Consider the following 14,629-nt stretch of genomic DNA (forward strand, 5'->3'; position numbering starts at 1 on the left):
CTGACGTTTGCGGGCATGGCAATGAAGGACGGCGAGGTTTTCGGCACGACGCAGGCAGGCGAGCCGGTGCGCCGCTTCACCATCAGGGGCGGTGGCCTCACCGCCAACATCATCGGGCTCGGCGCCATCATCCAGGATTTGCGCCTAACCGGCCATGATGCGCCGCTGGTGCTCGGCTACGACACGCTGGAAGCCTACGAGGCCGACAACGCCTTCTTCGGCGCGGTGGTCGGCCGCTATGCCAACCGCATCCGCGACGGCCGCTTCACCATTAACGGCACCCGCTACCAGACCGAGCAAAATTTCCTCGGCAAGCATACGCTGCATGGCGGCTCGCAGGGCTATTCGCACCGGCCGTGGGCGGTTTCGCTGCATGGCAGGGACTTCGTTACGCTGACGCTGCACGATCCCGACGGCGCGATGGGCTTTCCCGGCGCCCTCGACGTCACCTGCACCTACCGGCTGAAAATCCCCGGCACGCTGAGCGTCGAGCTGACGGCGACCTGCGAGGAGCCGACGCCGTGCAATCTCACCCAACATTCCTATTTCAACTTGGATGATGGCGGCGCCGGCGACATTCTCGACCACAGGATGATGCTGAACGCCGGCGCCTATCTGCCGGTCGACAGCGACATGATCCCGACCGGCGTGGTCAAGCCGGTTGATGGCACGCCCTTCGATTTCCGCCAGGCGCGGCCGCTGCGCATGGAGACCGAGGGCGAGCAACTGCCTTACGACCAGAACTTCTGCCTCGCCGCGGCGCGCGGGCCGCTGCGGCAAGCGGCATGGACGCAAGGGGCGAGTTCCGGCGTCGAGATGGAGGTCTGGACCACGGAGCCTGGCGTTCAGCTCTATACCGGCCAGTATGTGACGCCGCGCAAGGGGCTCGAAGGCCGCGACTACAAGGCTTTTTCCGCCTTCTGCCTGGAACCGCAAATATGGCCGGATGCGCCGAACCGGCCGTATTTCCCGCAGGCGACGCTATGGCCGGGCGCGATCTATCACCATGTGACGGAATATCGTTTCCGCCTTCCATAGGTCTCCAGGCGGCTAGTTTTCGAACGCCGCCCGCAGCGTCTCGAATGGCGCCAGGGCGCCGCGGACCTGCACCACGGCAGCGGCAACGCGATGTGCCCGACTTGCCGCTTCGCGCGGGCCATGGCCGGCAAGTCGCGCCGCGAGATAGCCGCCATTGAAGGAATCGCCGGCGCCGGTGGTGTCGACGGCGGCCGCGACATGGATCGCCGGCACGTCGCGAAGAGTACCGTTTTCAGCAATGAGCGCCGGCTGTTCGCCATTCTTGATGACGACTTCACCGACCCGTTGCCGGAGCCGCTCGGCGGTCGCTTGCGGCGTCGCATCCTCAAACAACATCTGCTCGTCGGGGAAGGTTGGCAGCGCGATGTCGGTGACGCCGAGCGCTTCGACGATAGCCGCCTGCGCGTCCTCGCGAGTTCGCCAGAGCCGTGGCCGGTAATTGGGGTCGAAGGCGATCAGCGAGCCAGCGGCACGCGCCTTGGTCACGGCCGCTAGCAGTGTTTTGCGCGCGGCATCGTCCAGAATTGCCAAAGTGATTCCGGAAAAATACACAAGTGCCTGATTTTCAAGGTTTTTCGACAGTGCAGCGGGATCCGAGGCAAGCTGCCGGGCGGCGGCGTCGCCGCGCCAGTAGGTGAAGGAGCGCTCGGCACCGGTCAAGGTGATCGCATAGAGGCCGGGCCGAGCGCCAGCTATTATCGGACTGGAGCCGATGCCGATGCCGTTTTCGGCGAAGAAGCCGATCTGGCCTTGCGAGAAGGGGTCGTCGCCGAAGGCCGAGACATAGGTCGCCGGCCGGTCTGCGCTCAGCGCATGCAGCGCCCACAGCGTGTTGAACGTGTCGCCGGCAAAACCCATGCGCCAGTTCGGGCCGGTCTGGCCCGACAGTTCGAGCATGCATTCGCCGATCGAGGCGACGCCGTTTCCCGCCATCTGCAATCCTCCAGTGATTTCGGTGCTGTAGCTTTTTGCCGGCGGCAGCGCCATGCTTGGCAAGCAGGCTTTTTTGCGCCACAGCGTTTTCCCACAGGCTGGCGGGACGCGATCCACCCGGCCGAGCGTTATCCGCAGAAGAGGAACCGGTTTGGCATCGATATGGCGTTATCTCTTGGCGGGTCTTGGTCTGGCTGCTCTGCTGGTCGGCGTTCTTGCGGTCGTCTATCTGACCGCGCCGCAATCGGCGCAGATGGTCGGCCCGGATGTCTCGCGGACGAAGAAAACCGACAACGGGCTGTACATGGCGAGCTTCGTACCGGAACGGGGCGTGGTGCGGCAGGGCGAACTGGAATCCTGGCTGCTGACGCTGAAAACAAAGACGGGGGCTTCGGTGGAGCGCGCCGCGATCGCCATCTCCGGCGGCATGCCGCAACACAATCACGGCCTGCCGACCAGCCCGCAGGTGACCGACTATCTCGGCGATGGCCGCTACCGCATCGAGGGGCTGAAATTCACGATGAGCGGCTGGTGGCAACTTCGGTTCGCCATCTCGTCGGGCGCCGGCTCCGATACAGTGCTGTTCAACGTGGTGCTGTGAGCGATCGATGAAGCGCCTTTTCTGCTTTCTGGCGCTGATGGTCGCCGTCATCCTCGTCGGCTGCGGCAAGCCGGATTTTTCCGACGCGGAGAAGAAGACCATAGCCTTGCTGGCGTTGAACACGCTGCCGTCGCTGAAGCCCGACACCACCAATCGCTTCGCCGACGTGCCGGCCGCCGCCGCCCTTGGCTCGACGCTGTTCTTCGATCTTGGCATGAGCCGCGACGGCACGGTGTCGTGCTCGACCTGCCACAAGATAGACCGCCAGTTCCAGGACGACCTGCCGCAAGCGGTCGGCGTCGGCCATACCAACCGGCGCACCATGCCACTGGCCGGCGTGGCGCGCGATCCGTGGTTCTTCTGGGACGGCCGCCGCGACAGCCTGTGGGCACAAGCGCTGACGCCGCTGGAAAACCCTCTGGAGCAGGCAGGAAACCGTACTGCCTACGCGCACTACATCAAGGCACGCTTCGGCGAGCGCTATGAGCGCATTTTCGGGCCGCTGCCCGATTTTGCCGGCATTCCGCTGAATGCCAGCCCGCTTGGCAACGATGCCGAAAGGGCTGCCTGGAACGCGATGAGCGATGCGCAGCGCGACGCCATCAACCGCGTTTACGCCAATATCGGCAAGGCGATCGCGGCCTTCGAACGCTCGATCGAGCCGGCGCAGACGCGCTTCGATCGCTTTGCCCTGGACCTTGCCACCGGCGCCGAGCCGAAGAGCGATGCCGTCTTCACGCGGGAAGAAATCCTCGGGCTGAAACTGTTCATCGGCAAAGCCAATTGCGTGACCTGCCACAATGGCCCGCGCTTCACCGACAACGGTTTTCACAACACTGGCGTGCCACCCGTCACGGACCTGCCGCCGGACCGGGGGCGCGTCGATGCGGTGGCACAGGTCGAAGCCGATCCGTTCAACTGTTTTGGCGCCTATCGCGACGGGGACGTCAGCGCCTGCGGGGAACTGCGCTTCATGGTCAAGGATGGGCCGCAGCTGATCCGGGCTTACAAGACACCGTCGCTGCGCGGCGTGGCCACGCGGCCGCCCTATATGCATGCAGGGCAGTTTTCGTCGCTCGACGAGGTGGTGGCGCACTACGCCAAGGCGGCGCCGAGCGTGGAGGGGACAACCGAGATCCACCCGCTGCAGCTGTCGGACCGCGAACGCGCAGCGCTGGTGGCGTTTTTGAAGACGCTGTCGGAGTAGGCTCTTGTTTGACCATCATCTTGTCCGAAAACCGGCATCGACTTTTCGGGATCACGGTCAGCGATCCTTCACCGTCTCCATCGCCACGAAGGTCGAGGTCTGGGCGACATGGGGGAGCGCCGAGATGCGCTCGCCGAGCACGCGGCGGTAGGCAGCGATGTCGCGGGTGCGGACCTTGAGCAGGTAGTCGAAGCTCGACGCCATCATGTGACATTGCTCGATCTCCGGCACGGCCTGCACCGATCGGTTGAAAGCGTCGAGCGCGGCGGAACGGGTGTCGGACAGTTTCACCTGGACGAAGGCGACATGGCCTTCGCCCATGCGCTCACGGTCGATGATCGCCTGATAGCCCCTGATGTATCCGTCCTTCTCCAGCCGCTTGACCCGCGCCTGCACCGGCGTCTTCGAAAGACCGACCTTGGCGGCGAGTTCCGACATGGAAAGCCGACCATTGCCCGCCAGCGCCGACAAGATGTTTCGGTCGATGCGGTCCAATTGGTCTTCTGTCATCAAAATCACAGTACAATCTCTAAGGAACTGGCACAACGATAGATCGATCGGACTATCTCGTCGATTTCTTTGGACCGACTGAAATCCGCGCCTGTGCTAGCTTGCGCCATTCGGTCCGGTGACCGCCGGCCCGCTCCCTGATGCTCGTTCCACGGGACCCGCCATGCCGCTCGACACCATCCGCCAGCAGATCCGCGCCAACTATCTTCCCGACGAAGACGAGGCCGTGAAGCGGCTGGCCGAGGCGACAGGGCTTTCGGCTGGGGATCGCGATGCGATCTCAGCGCGAGCCGCCGATCTGGTGCGGGCGGTGCGCGGCTCGTCCGATCCCCGGCTGATGGAGGTTTTCCTCTCGGCCTACGGCCTCTCCACCAAGGAGGGCGTGGCGCTGATGTGCCTGGCCGAGGCGTTGCTGCGCGTGCCCGACACCGAGACGATGGACGATCTGATCGCCGACAAGATCGCGCCGCATGACTGGTCGGCGCATTCCGGCGGATCGAGCTCGATCTTCGTCAACGCCTCGACCTGGGCGCTGATGCTGACCGGCCGTGTCCTCGACGAGGGCGAGGGCGGTATCGAAGGCACGCTGCGCTCCATGGTGCGCAGGCTGGGCGAGCCGGTCATCCGCAAGGCGGTGGCCGCCGCCATGCGCGAGATGGGCGAACAGTTCGTGCTCGGCCGCACCATCGCGGAAGCCGTCAAGCGCGGCCGGCCGATGACGCAGAAGGGCTACCTCTATTCCTTCGACATGCTGGGCGAGGCGGCCCGCACCGAGGCCGACGCGCTGCGCTACCACAAGGCCTATGCCGACGCGATTTCCTCGCTCGATGCCGGCTCCAACGGTCCCGACATCAGGCAGAACCACGGCATCTCGGTGAAGCTCTCGGCGCTGCATCCGCGCTACGAGGTGGCGCAGAAGGAAGAGATGCTGCCGGTCATGGCCGAGCGGCTGTTGTCGCTGGCACTCGCAGCCAGGCATTCGCGCATGGGTCTCAACATCGACGCAGAAGAGGCCGACCGCCTCGATTTGTCGCTGGATGTCATCGAGCGCGTGCTGGCCGAGCCGGAACTCGCTGGCTGGAACGGCTTTGGTGTGGTGGTGCAAGCGTACGGGCCACGCGCGGCCTTCGTCATCGACTGGCTCTACGCGCTGGCGAAGAAATACGACCGCACAATCATGGTGCGGCTGGTCAAGGGCGCCTACTGGGACACCGAGATCAAGCGAGCGCAGACGCTCGGACTTGCCGGCTATCCCGTCTTCACCCGCAAGGCCAACACCGACGTTTCCTACATGGCTTGCGCGAAGAAACTGCTTGGCATGACCGACCGCATCTACCCGCAATTCGCCACCCACAACGCCCACACCGTCGCCGCCATCCTGTCGATGGCCACGAACCGCGATTCCTTCGAATTCCAGCGCCTGCATGGCATGGGCGAGGCGCTGCACGAGACCGTGCGCCAGGCCGAAGGCACGCGCTGCCGCATCTATGCACCGGTCGGCGCGCATTCCGATCTTCTGGCCTATCTGGTGCGCCGCCTGCTGGAAAATGGCGCCAACTCCTCCTTCGTGCACCAGCTGACTGACGAGGATGTCGAGCCGGAAGACATCGCGCGCGATCCGCTCGAGACGGTGGAAAGCCAGGGTCCTGCTGCCAATCCGGCGATTGCCCGGCCTTCTCAGATTTTTGGCGTCGGTCGCCGCAATTCGAAAGGTTTTGACATCACCGACACGGTGACGCTGGCGGCCATCGACAAGGCCAGGGCGGCGTTCGCCGGGCCGGACCGCTGGCACGCCAAGCCGATCACCCGGGCTGCCGGCTATGGCAAGCCACGCCCGGTCGTCAATCCGGCCAAGCCCGATGAAGTGGTCGGAACGGTTCACGAGGCCGCCGCCAAGCAGGTTACGATTGCCGTGCGCATCGCTGTGGAAGCGCAACCGGCCTGGGCAAAGCGTCCCGTTGCCGAACGCGCCGCCATCCTCAACCGCGCAGCCGATCTCTACGAAGCCAATGCGGTCGAGTTCTTCGCGCTCGCCACCCGCGAGGCCGGCAAATCGCTGGCCGACGGGGTGGCGGAAGTGCGCGAGGCGGTCGACTTCCTGCGCTACTACGCCGCCGAGGCGGCCAATGCCGAGACCGGCACGCAGGCGCGCGGCGCGATCGTCTGCATTTCGCCGTGGAATTTTCCGCTCGCCATCTTCACCGGCCAGATCGCGGCAGCACTCGTTACCGGCAATTCGGTCATCGCCAAGCCGGCAGAACAGACACCGCTGATCGCCTTCCGCGCCGTCGAATTGCTGCGCGAGGCCGGCGTGCCGGAAGACATCATCCAGCTGCTGCCCGGCGATGGCCCGTCGGTGGGCGCGCCGCTGACCGCCGACCCACGCATTGCCGGCGTCTGCTTCACCGGCTCGACCGAGGTCGCCAAGCTGATCGAGAAACAGCTGGCCGAGACCGCGGCACCCGACGCCATGCTGATCGCCGAGACCGGCGGTTTGAACGCCATGATCGTCGATTCCACCGCGTTGCCCGAGCAGGCGGTGCGCGACATCCTCGCCTCTGCCTTCCAGAGTGCCGGCCAGCGCTGTTCGGCGCTGCGTGTGCTCTACGTGCAGAAGGACGTCGAGAAGAAGATGCTGGAGATGCTGAAAGGCGCCATGGAAGCGCTCAACATCGGTGATCCCTGGCGGATTTCGACCGATGTCGGTCCGGTCATCGACGATGACGCGCAGTCCTCTATCCGTGACTATTGCACCAAGAAGGGTCTCGAGGGCCGGCTGATCGCCAAGCTCGAGGCGCCGAAGGACGGGCGCTTCGTCGCGCCGCATGTCTTCCGAGTCAAAGGCATAGAGGAGATGGAGCGCGAAGTCTTCGGGCCGGTATTGCATGTCGCCAGCTTCGACGCCGATGAGATCGACGCGGTGATCGCCGCCATCAACCGCAAGGGCTATGGCCTGACGTTCGGCCTGCATACCCGCATCGAAGGCCGCGTCCAGCATTTCGTCGACGGCATCCATGCCGGCAACATCTACGTCAACCGCAACCAGATCGGCGCCGTCGTCGGCTCGCAGCCCTTTGGCGGCGAGGGGCTGTCCGGCACCGGGCCGAAGGCCGGCGGCCCGCACTATCTGCGCCGCTTCCGCAAGGGGCCGGAAGCCGGTACGGAAGTTGGCGATGGCCACAAGGTGACGGCGACCGAACTGGCCGACAATCTGCCCGATCCGGCCCTCGGCGGCTGGTCGACGCGCCCGGACCGGATCGCCATCCTGAGGAAGCATTTGCGCGGCAAGGGCGCGGCTGCCATCGGCGCCGCTGCTGGCATCGATTTCGGTCAGGTCGACCTGCCCGGGCCAACCGGCGAGGCCAACACGCTCTCGCTGTCGCCGCGCGGCCGCGTGTTGTGCCTGGGGCCGGATGCCGAGACGCTGCTTGCCCAGACGATCCAGGCGCTCGCCGCCGGCAATGCGGTGCTGGCCGTTGCCCCAGGGGCGCCGGCCGCATTGTCGGCGCTGACCGGCAAGGGCTTGCCGCTCGCCGCTATCGATGGGCGTCCCGATCCGGTCGAGGCGCGCTCGCTGCGCGTCGATGTCGTCGCTTTTTCGGGCACGCCGGAGGCCGCGCGCATCGTGCGCAAGGTCATCGCCGATAGGACCGGCCCGATCGTGCCGCTGGTCAGCGAGGTGCTCAACCCGGCCGCCTATGCCCATGAGCGCGCGGTCTGTGTCGACACCACGGCCGCGGGCGGCAATGCCAGCCTGCTTGCCGCGGCCTAGTTCAGCCTATTCTCAGGCGCCCTCGACGACCGAAAAGCCCTCGAATTGCGGGTGGCCGAGATAGTGCACCTTCGTCGTGCCGACATTCCTGTGCGCGGCGCGGAAATTCTCCGACTTGGTCCAGGCGACGAAATCGTCCTGGCTCGCCCACACCGTGTGCGAGGCAAACAGTGTGTAGCCTTCGGTCTCGTTGACCGGGCCGCGCAGCAGATGGAATTCCCGAAAACCCTTCATCTCGGCAAGGCTGGAATCGCGGTTCTTCCACACGGCCTCGAAATCGGCTTCCGAGCCGTTCTGCACCTTGAAGCGGTTCATGGCGATGTACATGGGGTTCCTTTCTGAATTGGTGGACTGCTGCGATTGAAGGATGCGGGTTAGCCGCTCTCAGAACGGACCGATCGCACCGGTGAATTCCAGACTGTTGCCGACCTTTGGCGGGATCGGAGGGAAAGGGGCCGCCTTGCGAACGAAACCAAGCACGATCTGGTCGAAAGTTGCCGAGCCCGAGCTTTCGACGACACGCAGCTCATCGATGTTGCCCTGCCGGCCGATGACGAAGGTGACAACGGTGTTGCTGCGCGCCGTCGCTTGCAACGAAGGCGGCACTGCTCGATAGACGCGGCCAAGTTTGCTGATGACGTCGCTTCGGTAGCTGGACTCAGTCGCGGCCCCCGCCTCGTTCTGCCTTCTGCCCTTGCTGGCTGCCTGCGCCAGCCGATCCTGCCCATCTGCCGTGCCGCGCTTCTCGTCCGCTGCTTTTGCAGGGGCGGCGGCCGGAGTTGGCCTAGCGCTGGGGATCGGCGGTTGGTCCGGAACGGCGACAGGCATCTCAGCGGTCTCGGCCTGGACGCTCGGCTGTGCCGGTGTTTCGGCCCTGGCAGCCACACTCTGGTCATCAGGGTGCGGGGTCGCCGCCACCAGTATGTCCGGTGTTGCCGCAGGCTGTTTGACAGCTTCCGGCAAAGGTTTGGGCGGCGGCTTGGCTGCTTCCGGGATGGGTTGGGGAGTTTGCTTTGCAGCTTCCCGCTCGGGCTGCGAGGGTGTTGTCGGCGGCACCGGTCTGGCCGCCGGCTCCGGTTTGGTCGGCTGCGGTTTTGGCTCCAGCGTGACATTGATCGCTGCTGGATCCTTGTCCAAAGCGGTGCCGGCCACCTTGTCGCCTGCGCGATCGCTGCCTTCCGGTTGCTCCGCATTCCTGGAATCGAATGTGCCGGCGGGCGAGATCAGAAAGAATGCCGCCATGGCGGCGTGAAGCAGGCCGGAGACGACGAAGGCAATCGGCCATCGGGCCGCCGGCCGCGCGGCTGCAAGCGGCTCGGCCGGCGCTATCGCCAGCTCGCTGCCAGCGTCGGGGAGGGGACTGATTTCCTGCATGTCGCGGGCCGGAAATTGCAGCGGCCAGCGGGCAAAAGTCAAATCAAGATCGTTTGCCCACGGCGTCAGCGATCCGTGGCCGGCCAGCGGCCAGGCAACGGTATTTGCTGAGAATGCGGGGTGCAGTCCCAAAGCCGTTCTCAGACGCCGAAGGCGATGCCGGTCTTGGTGTCCGTCTTCAGCCTGCGCATGCAGGCGGCCGGTTCGACGCCGGCGCCTGCGCATTCGGTCGCGCTGTTGATCAGCACGCGGCTGACCTTGGTGCAATCGGTGCCGGCGAGATCAAAGCGGGTCACCTTGGTCTTGCCTGCCGTCAGGTCCTTGAAATCGAGCACGATCAGCCGGTCGACAACGCCGGCCTCGTTGAACAGGGCGATCTCGAAAGCCGCCTTGGAGAGGTCGGCACCGAGATTGTTGTTGACCAGGAAGGTCAGCCGGCAGCCCTTGTCGGAGGGTTGCGCGGCATTGAGCTCCAGGGTCAGCGCGGGGGCCGGCGCGGACCCCTTCAGCCCACGCCGGAACCATCGCAAGCGACATCGCCAACGTCGAGGGCAGCAGACGAAGGGATGTCGTCAAGCTCGCCATGCCATCAGCCTCCAAATCGCATTGTTGCCGCCAGTTTCAGCGTTATGCCCGGCTCATAGACCGCGACTGTCGTGCTGCCGTTCAGCGGGTTGGCGTATTTGACGTCGAACAGATTGTCGGCGCGGAAATCGACCTTCAGATTGTCTGTCGCCTGGTAGGTGGCGAAGGCATTGACCAGCTTGTAGTCCTCGGCCACCGCATTGCCCTTTGGTTTGCCATTGTACTGAACCTCACCACCAACGGTCAGCTTGTCCTCGAGGAAGCGCAGCCCGAGCTGGGCGGTGACCTGGGAGGACGGGATGGTGGCGAGATCGGCTTCCACACCCTTGTAGGAAATGGTGTGGCCATTGGTGATCGAGGCCGAAAGCCCGGCATAGCCCCATCCGGCGTCGTAGACGCCTTCCAGCTCAAAGCCGTCGATCTTGGCCTGGGCGAAATTCTGATACTGGAAGCAGATCGGAATGCCGGGTCCGAACGGGCAGCCGCTGCCTGGAGCGAACGGCGACAGGGTCACGCCATCGATATAGTCATCGACATTGTTGTGGAAGTAGGCCGCCTTGACGCGAAGCGCGTCGCCGGGTTCGAAGATGTCGTTCTGGCTGTAGTTGATGCCGAATTCAGTCGTCTTGCCGGTCTCAGGCCGCAGATTGGGATTGGGCAGGAACGGGAAGGTGACGCCCGCCGGGTGGTTGCCGCTGATCAGCGTTTCCGTCAGCGACGGCGACCGATAGCCTTCGGCGTAGGTGCCGTAGAATTGCAGGCCGGCAAGGCCGGCGCTTTCGAACGGCGAGACGCCGACGGTGATGCGCGGCGACAGCCGGTCGCCCGAGGTCTCACGCGTGCTGTCCTTCAGGCTGTAATTGTCGTAGCGCAGTCCGGCGATGACTTCGAGCCAGTCCCAGGTGAGCTTGTCCTGGACATAGGCGCCGGACACGTTGCGCTTGCCCGAAGGCGTGTAGAAACTGTCGCCGCCGGCCGTACCGCCCGTCTTCACATCGTCGCCGACCCAGTCGCCGCCATAGGTCAATTCGTGGGCGATGCCACCTGTTTCGAAGCGCGATGTGTTCCAGATGTCGATACCCGTGGTGCCGACGTCGAAAGTCGATTGCGACCCCGCCGGCAGGACAGTGGGAAGACCCGTTATGGGATCAAACCGTTTTTGCGGGACAAGGCTGGTCAGGTCGAGATTGGTCTTGTTGTACGAGGTGTTGATGTGGAGATCGAGCCAGCTCTTGTCCTCGTCCGTGATGTTGTAACGGGCGGTGAACGTGTTCGACTTCAGGTCGACGTCGTTGACCGGCACGCCGCCGCTGGTTTCGTCCCAGCCGTCGCTTGAGCCGACCCAGCCCAGCTTCAACTCGCTGTTTTCGGTCGGCCGGATGCTGGTCTTGAGCAGGCCGCTCAGCACGTCGAAGCCGGTGCCGTTGACGGTGTCGCCGCCGCCATCCTTGTAGTTGTCGTAGTTGCGGTAGACGATGTTGCCGAGTGTGTCCCAGTTCTCGTTGAAACGGTAGGCGCCGGTGGCGCTGGTGGTCCAGCCCTTGCCGTTGCTCTCATAGCGTCCGGTTACCGAAGCCCCCCATGTTTCCGCCGGCTTGAGGAAGTCCGCGGCGTCCTTGGTGTCGAAGAAGATGACGCCGCCGATGGCGCCCGAACCATAGGTGTTGGCGACCGGACCACGGATCACATCGACGGATTTGACGAGTTCGGGGTCGATGTAGAAGGTCGACTGGGTGCCATGGTCCGAACGCTGGAAATCCTGGCGTGCGCCATCGACGATGACCGCGACGCGGCCGAAATCCTGGAGGCCGCGAATGTTGATACTGGTGCTGACGCGTCTGGCGTCGGCCTGTGTCGCGACACCGGGCACACCCAGCAGCATCTCGTTCGGCGTCGTCGCCATGCGGCGGGCGAGTTGCTCCTGGTCGACATGGCTGGCCGAGGCCAGTGATTCGATCGCCGTTTCGCCGGTGCGGCTGATAACCAAAATCTTGTCGAGCAGCGTTGCGCCCGCAGGGGCAGCTTTTTCCTGGTCAGCCTGCTGCGACTGATCCGTCTGCTTGCCCGCCGGCTGCGTTGCCTGTTGTGCATGCGCCGATGGTGCCGATAGGGCGATCGCCGCCACGCTCGCCAACAAGGCCGCCACACCGTTCGCCGCCGACCGGCCGCGCAGTTCCCAGTTCAAAAACCCCATGCCCCAACTCCAGATTCCAGGTTTCGTGCTGGCTGGCCTGGGGCTCGCTGGCATTTTTCATCGTGTCCGGCGTCTTAAATGTTGACTCGTTTACTCCGGTATTGCACTGACTAGTAAACATGATTATTCAAGTCAAGAAATGAATCGGCAATTTCGCAACGCCTAGCCAGGTGCCCGGCACAGGAAAGGGATCGACCCAGATGAACACGCACAATCCCAACGATTTTCGCTATCGCGTCCGCCGTTCCGATGATGCCTCCAGCCGCTTCGATCGGATCCCGCTGGCGGTGCGAACGCTCTCCAGCAACACGCTGTTCCAGGGCGAGCACGAGATCGGCATCGAGCATCATGGCGCACTCTACCGGCTGAAGATCACCCGGCAGGGCAAGCTCATTCTCAACAAGTAAGGCAAGGCAGTAGGGGTAAGACATGGACCAGCGCGTAAAACCCGCCCCGCATGAAATCCGGCGGGCACGGACAGAAGATCCGAAACCGCGGGAGCGTGACCTGGCCGCCCAACTCGGCATTTCGGAAGCCGAGTTGGTCGCCGCGCATTGCGGCGACGGCGTCGTTCGCATCGAACCGCGCGTCAACGACCTCTTGACCGGGCTCGAGGCGGTCGGCGAGGTGATGGCGCTGACCCGCAACGAAAGCGCCGTTCACGAAAAGATTGGCGTCTACGACAAGGTCGTTGCCGGCAACCACAATGCCATGGTGCTTGGCGAGAATATCGACCTGCGCGTCTTCCCGAAGGTCTGGGCGCATGGCTTTGCCGTGGAGAAGCGCGACGGCGACGAGATCCGCCGCAGCCTGCAGTTCTTCGACGGGGCGGGCGAGGCGGTGCACAAGGTGCATCTGCGGCCGGCCTCCAGCCTCTATGCCTACCAGAAGCTGGTCGCTTCGCTGGAATCGTCCAACCAGGAACCGACGATCGCCATCTCCGGGCATGCCTCCGATAATGAGGGCGAGGCCACGGCGACGACCGCCAACCTTGACGATCTGCGCGACCGCTGGAGCCGGCTGACCGACGTGCACCAGTTCTTCGGCATGCTGAAAACGCTCAAGCTCAGCCGCCGTCAGGCGGTGCGCATGATCGGAACGGACTATGCCTGGCTGCTCGACAATGACGCGGTCCGCGCCATGTTTCATCACGCCGCCGAAGGCGAACTGCCGATCATGTGCTTCGTCGGCAACCGCGGCTGCATCCAGATCCATTCCGGACCGGTCAAGTCGATCAAGCCGATGGGGCCGTGGATCAATGTGCTGGATGAAACCTTCCACCTGCATTTGCGCACCGACCACATCCATGAAGTCTGGGCGGTGCGCAAGCCGACCAAGGATGGCCATGTCACATCGCTCGAGGTCTTTGGCGCCGAAGGCGAGATGATCATCCAGTTCTTCGGCAAGCGCCATGAAGGCGAAAGCGAGCGCGACGATTGGCGGTTCCTGGCCGAGAACCTGCCGCGTATTCCGAGCCCGACGGCAGCGTGAGGAACAGTGTGATGCGGTTTTTCCCGACCCTGCCGGCGATGCGCCTATCGATGCTTGCGCCGATCGTCGGCCTTTCCGTTGCCGCGCTGCAGCCGGCCGGCGCCGCCGAGGGTGTCTCGGTCTTCTCCGATCCGTCGAAGATCGCCGCCATAGGCGGTTCGATCACCGAAATCGTCTATGCGCTTGGCGAGGAGAAACATCTGGTGGCGCGCGATTCCACCAGCAATTATCCGAAAGCGGCGCTCGCCTTGCCCGATGTCGGCTATATGCGCGCGCTGTCGCCGGAAGGCGTGCTGTCGGTCAATCCGACCGGCATCCTGGCGCTGCACGGCAGTGGCCCCAAGGAAGCCGTCGACGTGCTGAAGAAGGCCAGCATCCCCTTCATCGAGGTGCCCGAGCACTATAGCCACGAGGGCATCCTCGAGAAGGTCCGCATCGTCGGCAAGGCGCTTGGCGTCGATGCCAAGGCCGAGGTGCTGGCCAAGGAACTCGATGCCAAGCTGATATCAGCCGAAAAGCAGACGGCGTCGATCAAGGAGCGCAAGCGCATCCTGTTCGTGCTGTCGGTACAGGGCGGCAAGATCCTGGCGGCCGGCAGCGAAACCGCGGCCGACGGCATGGTCAAGCTGGCGGGCGGAGTCAACGCCGTCGACGGTTTCTCCGGCTACAAGCAGATGTCCGACGAGGCAATCATCACCGCCAGGCCCGACGTGATCCTGATGATGAGCAATGCCGGGCCGCCAGTGTCGGACGACGAATTGTTCGGCAACCCGTCTGTTGCCTCGACGCCGGCGGGGGTCGCGCGCAAGCTGATCCGCATCGATGGCGGCTATCTGCTCGGCTTCGGGCCGCGCACCGCCGACGCCATTCACGACCTCGCCGTCTCGCTCTATGGCGCTGAAGTCACGGACTGAGCGGGCGGAT

At 64.3% G+C, this 14,629-nt stretch carries 12 protein-coding genes and 1 pseudogene; 7 read left to right on the plus strand and 6 right to left on the minus strand.

The window, feature by feature from the left end:
* The first annotated feature begins 15 nt into the window (after positions 1-15).
* Positions 16-1,038, plus strand: coding sequence for an aldose epimerase family protein (locus D3242_RS06205; RefSeq protein ID WP_019858637.1), 1,023 nt, complete (start codon positions 16-18; stop codon positions 1,036-1,038).
* A 12-nt stretch (positions 1,039-1,050) separates the two neighbouring features.
* Here D3242_RS06205 and D3242_RS06210 read toward each other — a convergent pair whose 3' ends face one another.
* The gene (locus D3242_RS06210) at positions 1,051-1,971 is read right to left on the minus strand and encodes a sugar kinase (RefSeq protein ID WP_064984327.1); all 921 of its coding nucleotides are present in this window, start codon (positions 1,969-1,971) and stop codon (positions 1,051-1,053) included.
* Positions 1,972-2,122: 151 nt separating this feature from the next.
* On the opposite strand from D3242_RS06210, the gene D3242_RS06215 reads away from it, so the two are divergent.
* On the plus strand, positions 2,123-2,572 hold the full coding sequence (locus D3242_RS06215) for a FixH family protein (RefSeq protein WP_027046936.1): 450 nt from the start codon (positions 2,123-2,125) through the stop codon (positions 2,570-2,572).
* Positions 2,573-2,579: 7 nt separating this feature from the next.
* Positions 2,580-3,779 carry a cytochrome-c peroxidase gene (locus tag D3242_RS06220; protein ID WP_064984084.1) on the plus strand — a complete coding sequence of 400 codons (1,200 nt, stop codon included), beginning with the start codon at positions 2,580-2,582 and terminating at the stop codon, positions 3,777-3,779.
* 57 nt (positions 3,780-3,836) lie between these two features.
* Here the strand turns inward: D3242_RS06220 and D3242_RS06225 are convergent, their stop codons facing one another.
* Positions 3,837-4,289, minus strand: a complete 453-nt coding sequence (locus D3242_RS06225; protein WP_027046935.1) for an Lrp/AsnC family transcriptional regulator — start codon at positions 4,287-4,289, stop codon at positions 3,837-3,839.
* Between the two features lie 163 nt (positions 4,290-4,452).
* Here D3242_RS06225 and putA point away from each other — a divergent pair, with 163 nt between their 5' ends.
* On the plus strand, positions 4,453-8,061 hold the full coding sequence (putA, locus tag D3242_RS06230; RefSeq protein WP_064984086.1) for a bifunctional proline dehydrogenase/L-glutamate gamma-semialdehyde dehydrogenase PutA: 3,609 nt from the start codon (positions 4,453-4,455) through the stop codon (positions 8,059-8,061).
* 12 nt (positions 8,062-8,073) lie between these two features.
* On the opposite strand, the gene hmuQ is transcribed toward putA, so the two are convergent.
* From hmuQ to D3242_RS06250, 4 genes and pseudogenes are all read right to left on the minus strand, one after another.
* Complete coding sequence (gene hmuQ, locus D3242_RS06235) at positions 8,074-8,388, minus strand: heme-degrading protein HmuQ (protein WP_019858631.1); 315 nt, start codon at positions 8,386-8,388, stop codon at positions 8,074-8,076.
* Between the two features lie 57 nt (positions 8,389-8,445).
* Complete coding sequence (locus D3242_RS06240; protein WP_064984328.1) at positions 8,446-9,435, minus strand: energy transducer TonB family protein; 990 nt, start codon at positions 9,433-9,435, stop codon at positions 8,446-8,448.
* 140 nt (positions 9,436-9,575) lie between these two features.
* A pseudogene (locus tag D3242_RS06245) lies at positions 9,576-10,020 on the minus strand (hypothetical protein).
* A gap of 4 nt (positions 10,021-10,024) precedes the next feature.
* The gene (locus D3242_RS06250; RefSeq protein WP_081296091.1) at positions 10,025-12,214 is read right to left on the minus strand and encodes a TonB-dependent hemoglobin/transferrin/lactoferrin family receptor; all 2,190 of its coding nucleotides are present in this window, start codon (positions 12,212-12,214) and stop codon (positions 10,025-10,027) included.
* Positions 12,215-12,414: 200 nt separating this feature from the next.
* On the opposite strand from D3242_RS06250, the gene hemP reads away from it, so the two are divergent.
* Genes hemP through D3242_RS06265 form a run of 3 tightly spaced genes read left to right on the plus strand, consistent with a single transcriptional unit; the run spans position 12,415 to position 14,619 of the window.
* Positions 12,415-12,621, plus strand: coding sequence for a hemin uptake protein HemP (hemP, locus tag D3242_RS06255; protein WP_038647321.1), 207 nt, complete (start codon positions 12,415-12,417; stop codon positions 12,619-12,621).
* A gap of 22 nt (positions 12,622-12,643) precedes the next feature.
* A complete protein-coding gene (locus D3242_RS06260) occupies positions 12,644-13,705 on the plus strand; it encodes a hemin-degrading factor (RefSeq protein ID WP_064984090.1) in 1,062 nt (353 codons plus the stop codon).
* Between the two features lie 11 nt (positions 13,706-13,716).
* Complete coding sequence (locus D3242_RS06265) at positions 13,717-14,619, plus strand: heme/hemin ABC transporter substrate-binding protein (RefSeq protein WP_064984092.1); 903 nt, start codon at positions 13,717-13,719, stop codon at positions 14,617-14,619.
* The last annotated feature ends 10 nt before the right edge of the window (positions 14,620-14,629 follow it).

The sequence above is a fragment of the Mesorhizobium jarvisii genome, from assembly GCF_003601985.1.
GTDB lineage: Bacteria > Pseudomonadota > Alphaproteobacteria > Rhizobiales > Rhizobiaceae > Mesorhizobium > Mesorhizobium jarvisii.

Excerpts from the sequence above, each read along its gene's own strand:
- putA (WP_064984086.1), top strand. The coding sequence starts at position 4,453 with ATGCCGCTCGACACCATCCGCCAGCAGATCCGCGCCAACTATCTTCCC.
- D3242_RS06240 (WP_064984328.1), bottom strand. The coding sequence starts at position 9,435 with ATGCAGGAAATCAGTCCCCTCCCCGACGCTGGCAGCGAGCTGGCGATA.
- D3242_RS06225 (WP_027046935.1), bottom strand. The coding sequence starts at position 4,289 with ATGACAGAAGACCAATTGGACCGCATCGACCGAAACATCTTGTCGGCG.
- D3242_RS06220 (WP_064984084.1), top strand. The coding sequence starts at position 2,580 with ATGAAGCGCCTTTTCTGCTTTCTGGCGCTGATGGTCGCCGTCATCCTC.
- D3242_RS06205 (WP_019858637.1), top strand. The coding sequence starts at position 16 with ATGGCAATGAAGGACGGCGAGGTTTTCGGCACGACGCAGGCAGGCGAG.
- hemP (WP_038647321.1), top strand. The coding sequence starts at position 12,415 with ATGAACACGCACAATCCCAACGATTTTCGCTATCGCGTCCGCCGTTCC.
- D3242_RS06210 (WP_064984327.1), bottom strand. The coding sequence starts at position 1,971 with ATGGCGGGAAACGGCGTCGCCTCGATCGGCGAATGCATGCTCGAACTG.
- D3242_RS06265 (WP_064984092.1), top strand. The coding sequence starts at position 13,717 with ATGCGGTTTTTCCCGACCCTGCCGGCGATGCGCCTATCGATGCTTGCG.
- hmuQ (WP_019858631.1), bottom strand. The coding sequence starts at position 8,388 with ATGTACATCGCCATGAACCGCTTCAAGGTGCAGAACGGCTCGGAAGCC.
- D3242_RS06250 (WP_081296091.1), bottom strand. The coding sequence starts at position 12,214 with ATGGGGTTTTTGAACTGGGAACTGCGCGGCCGGTCGGCGGCGAACGGT.
- D3242_RS06260 (WP_064984090.1), top strand. The coding sequence starts at position 12,644 with ATGGACCAGCGCGTAAAACCCGCCCCGCATGAAATCCGGCGGGCACGG.